Consider the following 18,657-nt stretch of genomic DNA (forward strand, 5'->3'; position numbering starts at 1 on the left):
ACCGTTTAGTTTCGGAGATCTGGGGGCGAGCACCACAAAAGACAACAAATGGCAAATTATTCCTTTCTTACACATCTAATCGAAAAACTTTGTTCACGCGTCGTATCAATACTGCCCGATGAAAATAAAATATGCCAAAAAATTCTCCTAATACCTGGAGTTGAAGATGACCAAAAATAATCATTCAGAGTTTTTGGAAAAACATTCTCTTGGATACTAGGCCGAGATCTAGAATAATCTACCAAAGTAGCAAGCATCTTGATAGAAGGAAGTCTCCAATCCTTGTCTTCTAAGAATAAGTTGTTACAGTATTGATGTGCTTCTCTTAAACTTCGAACATAAAACGCATTTCTCTGCCAAATCAATCCTGTAACTCGATCTTTTATCTGTTTTGTTGCTTTTGTAATCGAGCCATTCTGCTCATCAACATAGCGTTCTGATACTTGCATGCGTTTACCCCGCACACAACGAACGCCGATGCCTGGGTCCTCCAATAGAACATCGATCAAGGCACCTAATTTAAAGTCAAAAACCCACGCAACATCAGACAAATTGGCACGAGCCATAGAGGTCCAGTAGAACTGATTTTCCTGAGCGGAAAAAATTTCTTGATTCATCATCGGAGTATTAATCCGAGTGTAATCCATCAACGATTGAAGTTCTGTGACGCTTGGAATTCTCCAGTCCGCATAGTTCCCTTTACGCAACCTTGAACAATAAGACTGCGCCGAGCCACGTGCAGCGGTTGAGCTCCAAGATACATTTCCAGTGCTGTTGCTCTGTTCCCAACTTAAACCCGTAAAGCGATCGTGGACGATAAAAGAGTTTTGAGACTCTCCATCAACGACATAGCGGCCCGATTGATGCGTCCCATCTTCGTAGGCAGAATAGTTCCAAGGCTGAGCAAGCAGCCCAAAAGAGAACAAATAACACAGAGCGCTGATTGAAAAAACTCTTAATTTAAAAACATTGCCCATCGAAATACCTCATTCGAAAACCGGCTCAATCACCCCATCTTGAAATGGAACCGCCAATTCGAGCAATCAATTTCTCTTAAATTAACAATCAAATTAGTCGTAAATTCTACAGTTTAATTGCGTATAGTGTGTAATCGTAAATGACATAGATCAGATCGTCTCCAATGGCTGATGCTACCCCGTCTGTGCCTTGGAGCTGACAGGTCCAAAGCTTTTCTCTTGTTTCTACATTGAACGCAAGCAGAGCACCTGAAATAGGCAGATAAAGGGTCGAGTTAAGCACGGTTGGAGGCAGTAAAAAATCGGTATCAGTATTCGTACTTAATTGCCATTCTTCCTCTCCCGATAGATCGTCGAGCGCAAACAGTGTACGATTGCTGCCAAAAATGAATACACGGTCGTTTTCCAGAGTTGGTCTCCCAAACGAGACACCTGAACTAAAGCCCCAGTGTAATGTCCCATTTGCTGCATTAAATGCCAACACCTCCTCTGCCAAAGCAACGTAAACAGCGCCATGAGCAACGATTGGAGAACCTCCAGTCCCTTGCAAATCTACAGACCATAAGCCTTGCCGCGATACGGCATCGACCGCATACAATCGTTGATCCATTGAAGTCACATAAATGACATTTTGATCAACAGCAGGAGAACTAAACAAGGGTCTTGGAGTCGGAAATGACCATGATTTCAAGCCCGTGCTTGCATTGACGGCGTATAGAGAACCATCCATAGAACCCACATAAATCATGCCTCCATCAACAACCGGACTTGACAGCCAAGCATTCAGCTCAGAAGACCACAGTTTATCCCCTGTCAAACTATCTAAAGCATATAAATAACCATCTTTCGAGGTAAAATAGATAATTCCTTCGCTAACAGCAGCTGCAGATACCAACGAAGGCAATAAACCAGTTGAATTAAACTCCCAAACTGGTAACCCACTTTGCGCTTCAACTGCATACAAAGCACCCGAACCGGAACCTACATATACCAGCTGATTGTTCGCTGCGATAATCCAGCTCAACTCTGCAAGATCAGAGAATGTATATCTCCATTGGACAGTCCCAGATTGAGCGACAGTAGAAAACGGGCTCAAGAAAGACAGTAAAAAAACAAAATAAAGTTGATTCTTGATCATAAAATAAATCTTAAAATATAGTAGTTGAAGTGCAAAACCCCAGGCCGCACAAAAAACACAGGAAATATAACAAAAAGGGCTACTCTACGACAAGTCGAACGGGATCTCCATTGCGAAAATCCAAAACAATTTCACCATCTCTACTCCTGCTTTTGCATTGTTACAACAATTTTTTTGTCGACGTTAATATCATTTTTTATGACTCCGACGTCTGCGCCAATATAGCGTGTTCCTAATGTTGTGATCTGATCAGGGCAACCACAAAGTCGGTCTAACATCCTATAGCTCGAAGACCGAATCAACCGATGTCAGAGCTTGTCAGGCAGGTCTTGTTTCAATCCTACCTGGACTTTTCATCCGTCTTTTGCTGACCCAGGAGCAAACCTGCGTCTAAAAGCTAGGCATTGACCCTATGAAACGCTTTTACCTCTGAGGCCAAAACTCATGAGCAAGTTCTGAAGAGTGCTTTAGCTAATGTTCATGCGCCAGATCAAACTCTTCCATATCTTCTAAGCCATCTGCTCCACAAATCATCGCTAGAGCACATCGCAAACACATGTCGAAACCCTCTAGAATCGCGAGGAACCTTCAAAATGGATAAGCAGATGACAAGATTTTCAATAGGCTCAGCGGGTTCCATAAGTGCCTCCAATAATGAGCCGGATACCTATAATACCAGACTATCATTGTCGATCATCATTGATGCCTTATGTCAATTCCCTGCTAAGTCTGTGCTAAATTCGACTTTGCGATCGCCCTGTCAAGTTTGCGAAAGCAATTTAGAATCCCATTCATTACAGCTCGTCCAAATGCCATAATTTATTTTGGCGGGAATCGCTGCTGAGACTGCTCTTTCTAGACGAACCCAGCCATAAGGCGGAATCTGATTTTCAAACGCAGACAAAGCAAAGGATTGGTCAAGCGTTACTAAAAACAAACACATTCTCAATGTAAAAAAACGAAACATGGTCAATCCTCTATCTTACGATCTATATTATGATCGACACAGCGAGCTAAAATACATTTCGATGAATCTTCAAAATCAGATCTCACATAACTCAGCGAACCATCTTTAAGAGAAATCACGGCAAACGAATCCGAGTCCATCTCATGGGGTGTGGAAGTCCAATAATACAATTCTTTAGGCTCCAACAACGGTTGAGCCGCCTCATGGATTCTAAACTTGCCGGATTTATAATCTACCAGTGTGACTACTTCTTTGATGCTCGGGAGACGCCAGGATGTAATGCCTATAAGTTTCACAGCATCCGCCAACTCTTTCGGAGAAGAATTTTCTAAAAGTGTTCTACGATCACATGAGGCTACCGCTTCAGAATGACTTAAACACGGAAACGATTTCGGAGCCCAGCACAATCCAGTAATACCATCGCAAAAACAAATCGTAACCAAAACAATTCTTCTCTCGCTCGCAATCTTCCTAGAAATATTTCCTGCGACAATATCACCAGGAGGATTATTCGTATACTCGAGAGACATAGCATTAACGAAACCACTCACGCAACGAACCCGGCGATCTGAGTCAATAGGTAGGCTCTCCAGAACCCCTTCATCCATCCGCAAACCAAGTACTTCCGAAGAACCGTTGAAACTTACTGAAGTCCAATAAACTTGACCCTCTGGATCTGGAGAGAAAATTGGATGAATGCGGTGGCTATCTTTCTTCGAATAATCGATTAAAGATTGCAGTTCCATCACGTTCGGCACACGCCAATCAAGGCCTGCTTTGCTTAAAGCTGCGCAATAAGCTTGGGCAGATCCTAATGTCTTGTCTTCCTTCCAGGTAAAGGTTTCTTCAGACGGAGTCTGCTCCCAAGTCAATCGAGTCAGTGTATCGAATACTGTACCGGGCCAATAGTTAAACGTTCTATATCGGTTAGCTTGATTTGTTTGATCTCGATAGGCCTCCCGAGGCCAGAGGTCTCGCACAGCCTGAGAGTAACCTGCTAAAGCGTCGGACACATTCAAAAAGACAGAACTCAAACAAGCAGCGATTACAAAGCAACATTTCATTTTTTTCATAAAAACCTCATCTCTTCTCACTGAATGCAGCGCCGACAAGCCTATAAGCGCATAGGAACTGAATCATCTTAAAACTACGCATGCAGGCTACTTACGATCGATACAACGAGTCAACATACATTTCGATCGATCTTCAAAATCGGACTTCACGAAGCTCAACGAACCATCTTTGAGAGAAATCACCGCAAACGAATTCGGGCGCTCCTCGTGCGGCGTGGAGGTCCAATAGTACAACTCTTTAGACTCCAACGATGGCAGAGCTGCCTCATGGATTCTAAACTTGCCGGATTTATAATCTACCAATGTCACTACTTCTTTGATACTTGGAAGACGCCACGATCTAGGGCCAACCTTTTCCGCCATTTCTACGAGCTCTTTCGGCGAAGAATCTTCTAAAAAATGTTTTCTATGATTACATCAAGCTGCCGCTTTAGAGCGACTTAAACATTGAAACGATTTTGGAGCCCAACGCAAACCGGTAATACTATCGCAAAAGCAAATCGTAGCTTTAGCAATTTCGTCATGAGGGCCAATGCCTACAGAAATATTTCCCGCCTCAAGATCATCAGGAGTATTATTCGTGTACTCGAAAGACATGGCGTTCCGGAATCCACTCACGCAACGAACACGTTGTTTCGAATCCGCAGAAAGACTTTCCAGAACCCCTTCATCCATCCGTAAACCGAGTACTTCCGAATAACCCTTGAAACTTACTGAAGTCCAATAAACTTGACTCTTTGCATCTGACGAGAAGATTGGATGAATGCGGCGACCATTTTTTTCCGAGTAATCGACTAAAGACTGCAGTTCCATCACATTCGGGACACGCCAATCAAGGTCTGCTTTGCTCAAACTTACACAATAAGCCTGTGCTGAACCCATCTCAGCATCGCGGCTCCAAACTAGTTTGTCGGATGAGATGGTTTTTTCCCAGATGAGACCCGTGAACAAATCTCGAACCGCATCGTCCTTGTCAGCCAGATATCGTTGAGGCTGATTTGTTGAGTCATCGAAAGCATAGCCCGACAAGAAAAAAGATGTCTGAAAGATAAAAATAAAAAAAGATATTTTCATAGTTAAAGTGCTCATAAACTATCCGATTTAATTGCGTACAATGTAAAGTCGTAAACCACATAGATTAGACCGTCTCTAATGACTGGTGCAGTGGAAACCGTGCCTTGAAGCCGACAAGTCCAAAGCTCTTCTTTTGTTTCTAGATCGAAGGCAACCAACGCACTTGGAACAGGCAAATACAGAGTCGAATTAAACACGCTTGGAGCTAGCAAAAAATAACTACTGGTATTCAATTGCCACTTCTCCTCTCCTGACAGATCATCAAGAGCAAACAATGTGTCATTGCTGCCAAAAACCAACACACGGTCCTTTTCCAAGACCGGTATCTGAAACGAAACATCCGCGCTAAATTCCCAGAGTAATTTCCCATTTGTTGCATTAAATGCGAACACCTCACCCTCTTGTAAACCAACATAAACACTATCTCGAGCAACGACTGGAGAAGATCCAAATCCTTCTAAATTTACAGACCATAAGCTTTCATGCGATCCGGCATCAATCGCGTATAATGTTTGATCCATCGAAGTTATATAAACAATATTTTTATAAATGGCAGGAGAAGAAAACAATGCTCTTTGAGTTGGAAATGACCATAATTTCAGACCTGTACTCGCATTGACAGCGTATAAAGAAAAATCGAGAGAACCCACATAAACCACGCTTCCATTAACAACCGGACTTGACGCCCAAGCCTCAACCTCAAAAGACCATAATTTATTCCCTGTCGAACTATCTAAGGCATACAAATGACCATCTCTCGAAGTAAAATAAATACTTCCCTCGCTAATAGTGGCTGGGAATATCAATGAATCAGTTGCATTAAATCCCCAAGCCGGTAATCCGCTCTGCGCTTGAATCGCATACAAAGCACCCGAAAGCGAACCCACATACACTTGGTCGCTCACGGCAACGGCCCATCCCAACTCTGCAGGATCAGAAAACGTATGTTTCCACTGCACAGTCCCTGAACGAGCGACAGCAAGCAGAGGACTCAAAAAAGACAGTAAAAAAACAAAATAAAAGTGATTTTTGATCATAAAATACATCCTCAAAATAGAACATCTGAAGCGGAAAAACCTAGACGGCACAAAAAGGCATCGAAACTACAAATATCGTAAAACTGTGAAGAAAATTCGGAGATGAAACCACATTGACGCAATAGGCAATTTATCATTACAACCTCCTGGACAATCTAAATTCACAATACACGTAGCGCACACTTCTCTAGTATGGCATCCGAATCTAGAAGAGCTTTCAGCATGAAGAGAAGGAAAAAAGTACGGAAAACACAACAAAAAGAACCACTCCACGACAAGTCGAACACGATCTCCACTGCGAAAACTCAAAACAATTTCACCATCTCTACTCCTGCTTTTGCATTGTTACAGCAACTTTTTTTTCGACGTTAATGTCATTTTTGATGATTCTGACATCTGCATCAATAGCATTCTAAAAAAGATTTAAGAAAGCTCGAAGCACTGCATCACCTAAGAAAACGAGACTATTAAACGGAACAGTTATTTGCTTCCTGCGATCGTACGCATCTTAACGCTGGCTGAATAGGCAAGAGACCATTTTAATTTATAGAAACTTGCAGAGTGCTTGGGGTAAAATTAGCTTACTCATCTCCAGTTCTTACGCATCGAACCGGTAGATTTTCCATTTTCGTCTCAGTATCAAGATCACCACTCATAAAACTAGCCGTCCAAACGAGCCTAGTATTCTTAAAAATCGTTGAAGACAAATAGGAATCAAGCCGGGTCTTTAGAAATACATCGCTGTTTATACTGGGTCTGATGCGACTGTAATCCACCAGCGTTGTGAGGGCTTTAATCGACGGCAAATGCCACTGATATTCCCCTAGTGCCAAGTTATGACAATACTGCTTGGCCATCTCCCAATTGCAAACTCTCTTGGGGGTCCTTTCCCAAACAAGGCCAGTCACTCGATCTTTTATTTGCTTCGTTGTTTCTGTAATCAGACCATTCTGCTCATCGACATAACGTTCTGATGGTTGCATGGACTCACCCCGGACACAATGAACGCTAACGTCTGGGTGCTTCAATAAAACATAGATCGAGGACCCTGATTTAAAGTCAAAAACCCACGCAACACGAGACAAATTGGCACGAGCAGCGGAGGCCCAGTACAACGGATTTGCCTGATCGGAAAAAATTTCTTGATTCGTCATCGGAGCATTAATCCGAGTGTAATCCATCAACGATTGAAGTTCTGTGACGCTTGGAACTCTCCAGTCCGAATAGTTTCCTTTTCGCAACCTTGAACAATAAGACTGCGCCGAGCCACGTGCAGCAGTTGAACTCCAAAATACGTTTCCAGCGGTATTGCTTTGCTCCCAGCTCAAACCCGTAAAATGATCCTGCACGATGAAAGAGTTTTGAGACTCTCCCTCAACGGCGTAGCGGCCCGATTGATGCGTCCCATCTTCATAAGCAGAATAGTTCCAAGGCTGAGCAAGCAGCCCAAAGGATGATGAAAAATATAAAACGTTGACTAAAAAAACTTTAAATTTAAAAACCTTGCCCATAGGATACCTCAACTGTTGCAACGAACACATCAGCCTAGCAAAACATTTTCATTTCTCAGGTATCCTATTCTGAGTGAGATTCAAAGCTTTAAGAATGAAACTCAGCCAAGCTCGGTACTTCCACAAAGCTTAAGTAGATCCAAACGTATTCCGGGTTAAATTGCGAAGCCACATGATCATAGAGCTCGCGCGCTTCTTCTTTCGAAAGGTTCTTAAAAAAATCCGGTTCCGTCTCTACCAAGCCTTGTTCATTGGGAACTTGGAGGTAGTCCAAAGTCGCTTGGAGCATGGGTCTTTGAGTGTAGAGCCAATTTCGAATAATTTCCTGGCAGACTTGGATTTCAGCTTCTGAAGAGCTTTTTTTGAAGCGCTCATGAAGCCTACGTGCTTGGTCTTCTTGCTTCTTACCCAGTTGGAGCAGGACGCTGTTTCCAGCCGCTTTAATACCCATACGCGCATAAAGCGTATCGCGAACTTTTCGTGAGCAAGCAGTAATCATCGCTGTAAAAGTGGGTTCTGAAATTTTCGAGATAATCTGAAGCGAGTTCATTCGGCTCTTCTAAAGACTTTTTGCTTCAAAAACAAGCATTCACGTAAGATCGTTGAGCTTCCAAACTTTATCCCATACCAAACGCGGATTGTGCGTCACCATGAGCACAGTCAATCCAAGTTCTTGATTGAGCTCTTCGATTAAGCGAACGATCCCAGCTCCTGTTGTTTCATCCAAATTACCGGTTGGCTCATCCAATAAAAGCAGTTGCGGCTCGGCCACCAGAGCCCTGGCTAATGCAACTCGTTGCTGCTCGCCTCCTGAGAGCTCGCCGGGTTTGTGATCCCATCGATTCCCAAGACCCACACGTTCAAGCCATTGCTTCGATCGAGAAACGCGATCCGGTGCCCGTTGAAACAGCAAGGGCATGCCCACGTTTTCAAGCGCCGTGAACTCCGGCAAAAGATGGTGAAATTGAAAAACAAATCCAATTTTTTGATTGCGAAATCGTGCCCATTCCGCATCCGTGCTTTGGCTTAAGCTCTGCCCATCGTATCGAATCTCTCCAGAGCAAGGTGCATCCAAGGTCCCAATCAAATGCAGCAGCGTGCTCTTACCCGCTCCCGAAGCTCCCACGATGCTCACACGCTCGCCAGAGGCAACAGAAGCGCTAAAGTCTTTCAAAACCACAATCTTGCGTTCTCGCAAAAAGTAAGATTTGGACAGCTGTTCGAGTTCTAAATTCATTCGTATCGAAGTCCTTCCACCGGCTTTAAGCGAGCTGCCATGAGAGAAGGAGGAATGGTCGCCAAAAAGCTTAGCACCAAAGACCCGAATACAACCCAGCTGACTTCTGCTGGGTTCATTCGAACGGGTATTTGGCTAATGTAGTAAATCTCGGCATCGAGACCAATGCCTAGTTTTTGCAAAAGCCAGCAGCCTCCAATCCCGATCAAAGTCCCCAGTAGAGTCCCAACAGCCCCGATCGATACACCATAAATCACAAAAATTTTCATTACCGAAACATGGGTTGCGCCCATGCTCTTCAAAATAGCGATTTCTTTGCCTTTTTCTAAGACAACCAAAATGAGCGTCACCAAGATCAAAAGACTCGCCATCGCCAAAAGAGTCATTAAAATAATAAACATGGCTACTTTTTCGAGTTTGAGAGCAGAAAATAAAGATCGGTTCATCTCCATCCAGTCCCGCACGTAGAACGGGTACGCTCCAGCGGCTTTTTCGATCTCTTCCCCCACCCAAGCCGCTTCATCCGGGTGATCGATGCGATACTCGACTCCAGAAACCCCCATTCCAAGCCCAAAAAGGCTTTGAGCACTGGCTAAAGCAATATAGGCAAATTTCGAATCGTACTCGTACATGCCCGTTTTAAAAAGGCGAACCACCTTAAAGGTTCGCGTTTTGGGCATCAGCCCCATGGGGCCTAATTCGCCCATCGGACTCACCAAACGAATCGCATCCCCTTCAAAAACGCGCAGGGTTTTGGCCATTTCTTCGCCAATGACAATTCCGTGGGAAGCAATACTTTCATCCGCAATGCCCTTCAACACGCAACCCGTCATGTTGTATTGAGAAGACAACATGCCCTCTCCTAAGACAAAAGGTTGTGCGGACTCGACTCCCTTTAAACGCTTTGTCTTCTCCAAAACCAGGGGATAGTCCGAAAAATCATGGCCGTATTTCATGAGCATCACATGAGGATTTGCACCGAGAATCTTATCGCGAAAATCAGTGGAAAACCCGTTCATCACACTCATGACCAAGATAATGCCTGCACAGGCGGACATAACGGCCAAAATAGAGATAAACCCAATCATGGAAATGGCTTGATGATTTCGCTTAGCCATCATAAAGCGTCTCGCCACAAAAGCTTCACTGGAAAAACTGGGATTCCAGCGCCCTTCCCCCCAAAACAGATAGAAAAACGCGCCGATGACCACCAAAATCAGACCGATTCCGCCCCCCCAAGCAACTCCCATCACAATCTGAAAAGCCGAAGCCTCGTTCATCGAGCACGCATCTTGGGAAAGAGCACCACTTCTCGAATGGAAGCGCTGTTGGTTAAGAGCATCACCAGGCGATCAATCCCGATTCCCTGCCCGGCAGCCGGCGGCATGCCTATTTCAAGCGCCGTCAAGAAATCTTCGTCCATGTCATGCGCTTCATCGTTGCCAGCATGACGTTGCCGCAATTGAGCCTCAAAACGCTCTCGTTGGTCCACCGGATCATTCAATTCCGAAAACGAATTGGCCAACTCCATCCCCCCAATAAAGAGCTCAAATCGGTCTACCACCGCTGCGTCACTATCTCTTCGACGCGCGAGTGGGCTAACCGCTACGGGGAAATCCAGCAAAAATGTCGGCTGTATCAACGTTTTTTCAATTTCATGTTCAAAGACAGCGTAGAGCAAATGCAAGGCCAAATTCCGATTCTGAACCGGATCCTCCCCAATCATCCCGTGTTCTTCGAGGATTTTCTGAGGAGCGTTCGGAGTCACGCAGCGTCCTTCCGCAATCTGAAGGGCCCAGGAAACGTCTTTCGTTTGTTCCAACTCTTGAACTTTTTGTTCCGAAAGCCCAATATGTTCGCCGACCAAACGAGCAATGCTCACACGCCGGAAAGGCTTCTTAAAATCGATTTCATGCTCGCCCCAGAAGATTTTAGCCTCTTCGCTGACCAAGAGGGCCAACTCTCGAAAGAGTTTTTCGGTCAAGTCCATGAAATCTTGGTATGTCGCATAAGCCTGGTAGAATTCGATGGTCGTGAACTCGGGATTGTGCGTCGTACTCACCCCTTCGTTTCGAAACAGCCGCCCGATTTCATAAACTCGTTCAAAACCGCCCACCAGCAAACGCTTCAGGTGCAGCTCCGTTGCAATTCGCAAACTCAAATCTTCGTTCAACGCATTGTGATGCGTCATGAAAGGCCTGGCAGCAGCTCCGCCCGCAACATCGGATAAGATCGGAGTCTCCACTTCCATAAAGCCTTGAGCATCGAGAAAAGACTGTATTTTTCGAATCACTTTGGAGCGTGTCTGGAATATCTGACGCGTGTGTTCGTTCACGATCAAATCCAAGTAACGCTGACGGTATCGTTGTTCAACGTTGCTGAGCCCATGCCACTTTTCAGGCAGCGGCCTCAGCGACTTGGTCAGAATCTGAAAACGAGTGACCTGCAGCGAAAGTTCACCCGTTTTGGTCCGCATCGCAAAACCTTCCACACCGATGAAGTCCCCCATGTCAAGCCAACGCAACTGTTCGTAGGCTTCTCCTAAGGATTCTTTCTGAAAAAAAAGCTGCATGTGACCGGAGCTATCTTGAATCCGGTAAAAAGAGGCTTTCCCCAGCGAACGAATGGCCATAATGCGGCCCGACAGTTGATGCCGCCGGCCAGCCTCAGCCAACTCTTCGCGACTAAACGATTCGTATTGCTTGGCAAATGCCTCTAAACAATCCGAGGGTTTAAATGTATTATCGTAGGGGTTTTGGCCAATGGCTCGGAAATGGATCGCCTTTTCCAAACGCTCTTCACGGATACGCTGCTCGGTCATAAGACCACTCGCGTAAACCGTCAGTGCCGTGGAAGCAATACCTCCCTGCGAAGCATCAACGTTTATGATACGTTCTCACGGAAATGCCAAAGGTATTTCTTTAAGTCGACACGATGGTTCAGCACGACAACACCTTCCATTTTGAGTAGCTGTTTGTGCCGAATGCCGTTTTCGCTGAATTCCGCAAAAGGCAAGGTCCCATCGGATTTGATCACGCGTTGCCAAGGTAATTGATGCTTTTGGGTGCAGGTGTGCAAAAGCCAGCCAACCATCCGTGGCGCTCTTGGATTACCGGCTAGCCTCGCAATCAGGGCATAGGTCGCCACTTTGCCCTCTGGGATCGAATGGATCAACGAGATGGCGTTTTTTGAGAATTCGGTTTGAGTATTCATGAGACCTAAAAACTCCGTGATGAACCTCATTTTCCATACACCGAAACGAGCCCAAGTCCAACTGCATAGACCTCAGCCCTCAAGAAGGCTTCACGATCTGCATGCGTGGGCTTGAGGTTTCGAGCTTTCTGTTGCTATAAGCTTTGTGATGACAAAGCGCATACTGTTCGGTACCGACGGAATCCGTGGCCAAGCTAATTTTTATCCCATTACCGTCGAGGTCATGTTGGCTCTCGGCAAAGCACTCGGCTTTTGGGTCAAGCAAAACCCCAAAAACAAGCGCGGCCTCGTGGTCATTGGCAAGGACACCCGGTTGTCCGGTTACGCTTTGGAACAAGCTCTCTCCGCAGGTCTATGTTCCATGGGAGCAGACGTCCGGCTGCTTGGCCCTCTCCCCACACCTGCCATTGCACACCTCACGACTGCCTTGCAAGCAGACGTCGGGCTGATGATCTCGGCGAGCCACAACCCTTACGAAGACAACGGCGTTAAGATTTTTGGACCCGATGGCTTCAAACTTCCGGATTCCAAAGAACTGGAACTCGAACAACTCATCTTTCATCCCAGTTTTGAGACCACAAGCCAAATTGGCAAGGTCAAGCGCATCAACGATGCAGCGATTCAGTACATGGATTATCTTCTTTCTTTGGCCAATCCGGATTTTCATCTCAAAGGCCTCAAAATTGTTTTGGATTGCGCCAATGGAGCTGCTTACAAAGTTGCTCCTAGGCTGTTACACGAGCTGGGCGCAGAATTAATTATTTTGGGCGCTTCTCCAAACGGAACCAACATCAATCATGAAATTGGTGCACTTCACCCTCAATTCGCTCGTAAAATCGTGCAAGATACGGGAGCAAATTTAGGCATCGTGCTCGATGGAGATGCCGATCGCGTCGTTCTCATTGATGAAACCGGCCAAGTGATCCCGGGCGATACCTTGCTCGCTTTGGTTGCTCTATATCTTCAAACAGAAGGCCGCCTGACTCACAACACGGTGGTCTGTACCGAAATGAGTAATTTTGGGCTTGAGCAATCCCTTCATCAGCATGGGATTTCTGTTGAGAGAACAGCCGTGGGAGACCGTTATGTCGTCGAGCGCATGCGTCAAAAAGGCTATGCATTTGGCGGAGAAGAATCCGGTCATCTCATCTTCTTAGGCCATGGAACGACTGGAGATGGGCTTGCTGGAGCTTTATTGGCACTCAATCTTCTTCAAGAAAAAAAGCAAACGCTTTCCGAACTAAAAACTCTTTTGAAGCTCATGCCTCGCTCGATTCAGAATCGGCTCGTTCCTGCAAAGCCACCGCTTTCCGAGCTTCCTAAGTCGTCTGCACTGATTGCAAAAATCACGCACGAGTTGGGCGCTAGAGGGCGCATTTTGGTACGTTACAGCGGGACTGAAAAGAAATTACGCGTCCTCGTTGAGGGACCCGATTTGAGCAGCATCGAAGCCATGGCACAGGCCGTGGCAGACTCCGTGATTCAAGAAATCGAAGAACAGCTGAATTAAAAAAATAGCAGCACCCAAAGTGCTGCTATCAAGCTTAACGGAAACTTGAGCGAGGCTTAGAAGCCCATACCGCCCATGCCACCACCCATGCCGCCCATTCCGGCGCCTGGAGCAGCAGTTTCTTTTTTATCGTCGGACTTATCCGCAATCATGGCTTCGGTGGTTAACAGAAGCGAAGACACAGATACCGCATTTTGGAGCGCAGTACGGGTTACTTTGGTCGGGTCCATAATGCCCCAAGCAATCATATCGCCGTACTCCTCATTGGCTGCATTAAAGCCAAAAGTACCGGTTCCTTCCTTCACTTTATTGACCACAATGGAGCCTTCATGACCCGCATTGGTCGCGATCATACGAAGAGGCTCTTCGCAAGCACGCTTCAAAAGTTCAACACCAAATTTTTCGTTGGGAAGAACTTCCAAACCATCCAAAGCCTTCAGCGCACGAATCAAAGCAACCCCGCCTCCCGGAACAATGCCTTCTTCAACCGCTGCACGGGTTGCATGCAAAGCATCTTCCACGCGAGCCTTCTTTTCCTTCATTTCGATTTCAGTGGCTGCACCAACTCGAACAACCGCAACACCACCGGCCAGTTTGGCCAGGCGCTCTTGAAGTTTTTCACGATCGTAATCGGAAGTTGTTTCTTCGATTTGACCTCGAATTTGCTTGATACGAGCTTGAATGGCATCCGTTTGGCCACTGCCGTCAATCACAGTGGTGTTGTCTTTATCAACCGTCACGCGCTTGGCACGGCCCAGATCGGCCAACCCAACGCTTTCTAGTTTCACTCCCATGTCTTCCGAAACGAAGCGAGCCCCTGTCAAGGTGGCAATGTCTTCCAACATCGCTTTGCGACGATCCCCGAATCCTGGAGCTTTGACTGCGCAGATATTCAGAGTTCCACGAAGTTTATTCACAACCAAGGTTGCCAAGGCTTCGCCTTCCACTTCTTCCGCGATAATCAACATCGGACGGCCACTCTTAGCTACTTGCTCCAGCACAGGAAGCATGTCTTTGAGGTTCGAAATCTTCTTTTCGTAAACCAAGATGTAAGGATCGTCCAACTGAACTTGCATGCGCTCGGCATTGGTCACAAAATAAGGAGACAAATAACCGCGGTCGAATTGCATCCCTTCAACGACTTCCAAAGTCGTTTCGAGGCTTTTGGCTTCTTCCACCGTAATCACGCCTTCTTTACCAACCTTTTCCATCGCTTGAGCAATGATTTCGCCAATGGTATGGTCGCCGTTCGCTGAAATCGTTCCGACTTGCGCAATTTCCCGATGATCTTTCGTCGGTTTGGATTGCCTCTTCAGCTCTTCAACCAGGACCCGAGTGGCTTTATCCAACCCGCGTTTGATTTCCATTGGATTATGACCCGCCGCTACGTACTTCGAGCCTTCTGCGTAGATTGCTTGAGCCAATACCGTGGCCGTCGTGGTACCATCGCCTGCATTGTCCGAAGTGCGAGAGGCCACTTCTTTCACCATCTGAGCACCCATGTTCTCAAACTTATCAGCCAACTCAACTTCTTTCGCAACCGTCACACCATCTTTGCTGATGGTAGGAGCTCCCCAGCTCTTTTCAATGACCACATTGCGGCCTTTAGGACCCAGAGTGACCTTCACGGTATTGGCCAGGGTATTTACCCCTCGCAACAATTTTTCACGAGCGTTTGTATCAAAAATAATTTCTTTTGCGGACATCTTGACTCCTTTTTTTACTGAATAATTCCCAGCAGATCATCTTCTTTCAAAAGCAGAAATGACTCGCCATTCAGCTTGATTTCAGTTTCGGAATACTTCGAGAAAAGAACACGATCTCCAGCTTGGACGGTCAAAGGACGGAGTGTTCCATCGTTCATAACCTTGCCAGAACCAACCGCTACGACTTGGCCTTCAAGAGGCTTTTCCTTCGCGCTGTCTGGGATGTACAATCCACCTCGGGTTTTTTCTTCGCTCTCAACTCGCTTAACCAAAACGCGGTCATGCAGAGGCTTTAACTGTGTCGACATGCAAAACTCTCCTTTATCTAACTATGTGGCAAGGAGGATAAGCACTTCCGTCATTCGGTCAAGGGGCCAAATGATCTCGATAATGTTCTTTGTAGATTTCAATCAAGGTCAAAAACATGGTGACGACCAAAGGACCATAAAAAAGCCCCAAGACCCCAAACAAGTGCACGCCCCCTAAGACCGATAGAAGCACCAAGACGATATGCACGCGGCTTTTTCCTCCGATCAGGCGAGGCTTTAAAACCAGCTCACACAACCCTAAGTAAGTCAGGTTATAGAGAAAATACAACCAGGCCTGGTCATTCTGGCCTTTGCTCATCAAAATGAGTGTTGCAGGCAAAATGACAATCCAGGAACCGATCACCGGCAAGAAAGCCGATAGTCCCAAAACCACCCCCCAGAAAATACCTGGCCCTAGATGGAACCAATGAAAACCCAGCCCTCCCAAGATGCCCTCTAAAAGCCCAACCAGCCCATTGCCCACAAAAACAGCTTTGCAAATCTCGGAAAACTGCCGAACCAGGTACTCCTTCTCTTCTTCGGGCAAAGGGGAAAGCTCCATGATGTACTTTTTAAGTTCGGTTCCGCTCACCAAGAACGTGAATACAATGAGCATCGTAATCACCAGGTTAAAGGCGATTAAAAGAGCATTGCTCGCCAACTCGCTCAAACGGTCGTACAGCATCCCCCCAAAGGAACTCATGAGTTGACTCACACTTTCAACGATTTTTTCTGCGGGTAAATCAATGCCGATCTGGCTGGCTAAAAGCCGAATCTGGGCGATTAAAGGATGCTGGCTGGAAAAGTCTGACAATGAGCTTCCCAAAAGATTGTTAACATTTTTGCTTTGGTAAAATTCAAACGCCTGCTGCGAAAGCTGACTCACAAAGAAGCTAAACGGCAACGAAACGCCCAAGATAATCAAGAGCAGCACAAAACTCGCAGCGATGTACTTTCTGCCGCGACACACCAAGAGAACCGACTCGTAAAGAGGGTAAAAAATCGAGACCAAAACCAGGCCCAAAACAATGGGCGTGATAAAAATCCAAAAAAGATCGACCAACAGATACAAGGTAGACAAAAGCAAGACGAGAAAGACCGCCAGCGTGAGTCGTGAATTAGGCATCCCAGAGCCCTAACACGATTTCAAGGAGACAGCCAACGGCGTTCCGCTTCTTTTTCATCCCACTCTAAATGCCTTTTATGATCAACGATGGGATAATAAAGACCGATGGCTCCTGTGACGGAACAGACATCTTCTAGATTTTTCTTGAGGTCATCCACCAAAATAATTCTCTTGGGCTTAAAAGAGATGTCTTTTAGATAATTCAAGAGCGCTTGGCCTTTGGGATAATTGTTGTGCGCAAACAAAATCCCTTCATGATAGTAGGCCGAATCTTCGAAATGACTGGTTTTTGAAAAATCAATCCCGACCGACTTCACCTGCCGAAGCGTTGCATCCAGCAGTATCAAATTCCGCGATGTGAGGGCCATCACCGAAACGCCACGCTTCTGGAGGTTTGCAATGACTTTCGGCGCAATCTCTTCAATCAGCCTAACATCCGTGCGATCAATCGCTCCCCAGCTGCGTTTCAGGATTTCATCTTGCCGATCCGGGTATTTTTTGAGCATGTCGTTGAACCAGTTCGCATGCCCAACCATATCGGTTGATTCAAAAAGGGTGTTATCCAAATCAAAAAGCACGAGAGTATCTGGAACAATCCAGTTTTCAAGTTCTTTGATGCTGCTAATTTCATGGATCTCAGGTTCAGAAACCGGTTTTTTCACCTGAAGAGTGGCGCAAGAACCCGCGAACAGCAGCAAAAAAAGAAGTGCGCTCATGTGGAGCTGGCAGCTATCATGTCAATTTAAATTTGTAAAGAGCATCCTGCGGGCTGAAAAAAGAACGGATGAATCGATATCTTAACCCATGTCCCGCTTAGCACCAAACGCATCGATCCTTTTCTTCCCCGTGAGGGGTTTAGGTGCCACAGCCAAGCCCACCCCATTTTACCCAGCCCAGCGTCTGTTGCTTTCAGCAACCTCCTCTGGCTGGGCTGTGGCACCTAAACCCCTCACGGGGCCTTATCATCTGTGATAGCTTGCGAAGGTGAAGATTTTTGGAGCTAAAGATCTTTTTCATCAAAAGAAATACGATGTTTTGCTAGAAGCACTCTCAGCTCATCCTTAGGCTTTATGTTACGATGGTGCTCTTTTTGTTTTTGAATATATTGACGAACCACTGTCAGTTGAGATTGGCTAACGGAAAACACACCATAACCTTGCTGCCAGGCAAAGGTCGCAAAATCCGCCCGCTTGGTCTTGAACCATTTGGAGGAATTTGACTTCAACTTTTCTGCCATCGTCGCGGCGGCCATGGTTCTGGGCAGGCCTAAAAGAATATGAACATGATCTTCAATGCCTCCGATTTCATAGACATTCGCCCCCTCTCCATGAGCGATCGCTGCAAGATAGGCGTACAAATCATTTCTAATCAATTCCACAATAAAACCGTGCCTATTTTTGGTTGAAAAAACAAAATGCACCAAGATGCAAGCGTGTGATTGTCCCATCCCATACTCCCGAGTAGAGTTATCGGAGCTGCAAAGGTTTTGGTGTTCCTCCATGACGTTTGAGCCGTAATCGATCCCGTTTAATCAATATCTCGATGCAGTTGCCGCATGCCATCGAATCGACCTTTTCTTCCCCGTGAGGGGTTTAGGTGCCACAGCCCAGCCAGAGGAGGTTGCTGAAAGCAACAGACGCTGGGCTGGGTAAAATGGGGTGGGATGAAATAAAATTGAACGGCCATACGATCCGACGTGAACCATCGAACACTCACATCCACAGGCATACAATCCATGCGAACCACCGAACACCCACATCCACAAACATACAATCCATGC

The 18,657-nt window shown here is 46.1% G+C and carries 19 protein-coding genes; 1 reads left to right on the plus strand and 18 read right to left on the minus strand.

What is annotated here, in order from left to right; genetic code table 11:
• Nucleotides 1-56 precede the first annotated feature (56 nt).
• The 13 genes from I8H75_05460 to I8H75_05520 form a co-directional block, all read right to left on the minus strand.
• On the minus strand, nt 57-977 hold the full coding sequence (locus tag I8H75_05460; GenBank protein MBH2006763.1) for a DUF1566 domain-containing protein: 921 nt from the start codon (nt 975-977) through the stop codon (nt 57-59).
• A gap of 106 nt (nt 978-1,083) precedes the next feature.
• The gene (locus I8H75_05465; protein ID MBH2006764.1) at nt 1,084-2,115 is read right to left on the minus strand and encodes a PQQ-binding-like beta-propeller repeat protein; all 1,032 of its coding nucleotides are present in this window, start codon (nt 2,113-2,115) and stop codon (nt 1,084-1,086) included.
• Between the two features lie 760 nt (nt 2,116-2,875).
• Nucleotides 2,876-3,082 (minus strand): hypothetical protein, encoded by a 207-nt coding sequence (locus I8H75_05470; GenBank protein ID MBH2006765.1) that lies wholly within the window; start codon nt 3,080-3,082, stop codon nt 2,876-2,878.
• A 2-nt stretch (nt 3,083-3,084) separates the two neighbouring features.
• Nucleotides 3,085-4,155, minus strand: a complete 1,071-nt coding sequence (locus I8H75_05475; GenBank protein MBH2006766.1) for a DUF1566 domain-containing protein — start codon at nt 4,153-4,155, stop codon at nt 3,085-3,087.
• A gap of 87 nt (nt 4,156-4,242) precedes the next feature.
• A complete protein-coding gene (locus I8H75_05480; GenBank protein ID MBH2006767.1) occupies nt 4,243-4,518 on the minus strand; it encodes a DUF1566 domain-containing protein in 276 nt (91 codons plus the stop codon).
• Between the two features lie 54 nt (nt 4,519-4,572).
• Entirely contained in the window at nt 4,573-5,229 is a 657-nt protein-coding gene (locus tag I8H75_05485; GenBank protein MBH2006768.1) for a DUF1566 domain-containing protein, read from the minus strand.
• An 11-nt stretch (nt 5,230-5,240) separates the two neighbouring features.
• Nucleotides 5,241-6,266 (minus strand): PQQ-like beta-propeller repeat protein, encoded by a 1,026-nt coding sequence (locus I8H75_05490; GenBank protein ID MBH2006769.1) that lies wholly within the window; start codon nt 6,264-6,266, stop codon nt 5,241-5,243.
• Nucleotides 6,267-6,847: 581 nt separating this feature from the next.
• Nucleotides 6,848-7,777, minus strand: a complete 930-nt coding sequence (locus I8H75_05495) for a DUF1566 domain-containing protein (GenBank protein MBH2006770.1) — start codon at nt 7,775-7,777, stop codon at nt 6,848-6,850.
• Nucleotides 7,778-7,865: 88 nt separating this feature from the next.
• Nucleotides 7,866-8,327 carry a hypothetical protein gene (locus I8H75_05500; protein MBH2006771.1) on the minus strand — a complete coding sequence of 154 codons (462 nt, stop codon included), beginning with the start codon at nt 8,325-8,327 and terminating at the stop codon, nt 7,866-7,868.
• Nucleotides 8,328-8,366: 39 nt separating this feature from the next.
• Nucleotides 8,367-9,014: an ABC transporter ATP-binding protein gene (locus tag I8H75_05505; GenBank protein ID MBH2006772.1), complete on the minus strand. Its 648-nt coding sequence runs from the start codon at nt 9,012-9,014 to the stop codon at nt 8,367-8,369.
• Nucleotides 9,011-10,294 (minus strand): ABC transporter permease, encoded by a 1,284-nt coding sequence (locus I8H75_05510; protein ID MBH2006773.1) that lies wholly within the window; start codon nt 10,292-10,294, stop codon nt 9,011-9,013. Before I8H75_05510 ends, I8H75_05505 begins: the two co-directional genes overlap by 4 nt.
• Nucleotides 10,291-11,835, minus strand: a complete 1,545-nt coding sequence (lysS, locus tag I8H75_05515) for a lysine--tRNA ligase (protein MBH2006774.1) — start codon at nt 11,833-11,835, stop codon at nt 10,291-10,293. Before lysS ends, I8H75_05510 begins: the two co-directional genes overlap by 4 nt.
• 62 nt (nt 11,836-11,897) lie before the next feature.
• A complete protein-coding gene (locus tag I8H75_05520) occupies nt 11,898-12,227 on the minus strand; it encodes an MGMT family protein (protein ID MBH2006775.1) in 330 nt (109 codons plus the stop codon).
• Between the two features lie 148 nt (nt 12,228-12,375).
• On the opposite strand from I8H75_05520, the gene glmM reads away from it, so the two are divergent.
• Nucleotides 12,376-13,737 (plus strand): phosphoglucosamine mutase, encoded by a 1,362-nt coding sequence (gene glmM, locus I8H75_05525; protein ID MBH2006776.1) that lies wholly within the window; start codon nt 12,376-12,378, stop codon nt 13,735-13,737.
• Nucleotides 13,738-13,793: 56 nt separating this feature from the next.
• On the opposite strand, the gene groL is transcribed toward glmM, so the two are convergent.
• The 5 genes from groL to tnpA form a co-directional block, all read right to left on the minus strand.
• Nucleotides 13,794-15,443, minus strand: coding sequence for a chaperonin GroEL (gene groL / locus I8H75_05530; GenBank protein ID MBH2006777.1), 1,650 nt, complete (start codon nt 15,441-15,443; stop codon nt 13,794-13,796).
• A gap of 14 nt (nt 15,444-15,457) precedes the next feature.
• On the minus strand, nt 15,458-15,751 hold the full coding sequence (groES, locus tag I8H75_05535) for a co-chaperone GroES (GenBank protein ID MBH2006778.1): 294 nt from the start codon (nt 15,749-15,751) through the stop codon (nt 15,458-15,460).
• A 58-nt stretch (nt 15,752-15,809) separates the two neighbouring features.
• Nucleotides 15,810-16,877, minus strand: coding sequence for an AI-2E family transporter (locus tag I8H75_05540; protein MBH2006779.1), 1,068 nt, complete (start codon nt 16,875-16,877; stop codon nt 15,810-15,812).
• Between the two features lie 20 nt (nt 16,878-16,897).
• Nucleotides 16,898-17,593: a DUF2608 domain-containing protein gene (locus tag I8H75_05545; GenBank protein MBH2006780.1), complete on the minus strand. Its 696-nt coding sequence runs from the start codon at nt 17,591-17,593 to the stop codon at nt 16,898-16,900.
• Nucleotides 17,594-17,877: 284 nt separating this feature from the next.
• Entirely contained in the window at nt 17,878-18,297 is a 420-nt protein-coding gene (gene tnpA / locus I8H75_05550; GenBank protein ID MBH2006781.1) for an IS200/IS605 family transposase, read from the minus strand.
• Nucleotides 18,298-18,657: the final 360 nt, after the last annotated feature.

Source organism: Myxococcaceae bacterium (genome assembly GCA_016000045.1).
GTDB lineage: Bacteria > Myxococcota > UBA727 > UBA727 > JABDBI01 > AER2-1.

Coding starts and splice junctions, on each gene's coding strand:
- I8H75_05545 (MBH2006780.1), bottom strand. CDS start 17,593: ATGAGCGCACTTCTTTTTTTGCTGCTGTTCGCGGGTTCTTGCGCCACT.
- I8H75_05480 (MBH2006767.1), bottom strand. CDS start 4,518: ATGGCGGAAAAGGTTGGCCCTAGATCGTGGCGTCTTCCAAGTATCAAA.
- lysS (MBH2006774.1), bottom strand. CDS start 11,835: ATGACCGAGCAGCGTATCCGTGAAGAGCGTTTGGAAAAGGCGATCCAT.
- I8H75_05460 (MBH2006763.1), bottom strand. CDS start 977: ATGGGCAATGTTTTTAAATTAAGAGTTTTTTCAATCAGCGCTCTGTGT.
- I8H75_05470 (MBH2006765.1), bottom strand. CDS start 3,082: ATGTTTCGTTTTTTTACATTGAGAATGTGTTTGTTTTTAGTAACGCTT.
- I8H75_05495 (MBH2006770.1), bottom strand. CDS start 7,777: ATGGGCAAGGTTTTTAAATTTAAAGTTTTTTTAGTCAACGTTTTATAT.
- I8H75_05510 (MBH2006773.1), bottom strand. CDS start 10,294: ATGAACGAGGCTTCGGCTTTTCAGATTGTGATGGGAGTTGCTTGGGGG.
- I8H75_05500 (MBH2006771.1), bottom strand. CDS start 8,327: ATGAACTCGCTTCAGATTATCTCGAAAATTTCAGAACCCACTTTTACA.
- I8H75_05485 (MBH2006768.1), bottom strand. CDS start 5,229: ATGAAAATATCTTTTTTTATTTTTATCTTTCAGACATCTTTTTTCTTG.
- I8H75_05520 (MBH2006775.1), bottom strand. CDS start 12,227: ATGAATACTCAAACCGAATTCTCAAAAAACGCCATCTCGTTGATCCAT.
- glmM (MBH2006776.1), top strand. CDS start 12,376: ATGACAAAGCGCATACTGTTCGGTACCGACGGAATCCGTGGCCAAGCT.
- I8H75_05475 (MBH2006766.1), bottom strand. CDS start 4,155: ATGAAAAAAATGAAATGTTGCTTTGTAATCGCTGCTTGTTTGAGTTCT.
- I8H75_05540 (MBH2006779.1), bottom strand. CDS start 16,877: ATGCCTAATTCACGACTCACGCTGGCGGTCTTTCTCGTCTTGCTTTTG.
- I8H75_05465 (MBH2006764.1), bottom strand. CDS start 2,115: ATGATCAAGAATCAACTTTATTTTGTTTTTTTACTGTCTTTCTTGAGC.
- groES (MBH2006778.1), bottom strand. CDS start 15,751: ATGTCGACACAGTTAAAGCCTCTGCATGACCGCGTTTTGGTTAAGCGA.
- I8H75_05490 (MBH2006769.1), bottom strand. CDS start 6,266: ATGATCAAAAATCACTTTTATTTTGTTTTTTTACTGTCTTTTTTGAGT.
- I8H75_05505 (MBH2006772.1), bottom strand. CDS start 9,014: ATGAATTTAGAACTCGAACAGCTGTCCAAATCTTACTTTTTGCGAGAA.
- groL (MBH2006777.1), bottom strand. CDS start 15,443: ATGTCCGCAAAAGAAATTATTTTTGATACAAACGCTCGTGAAAAATTG.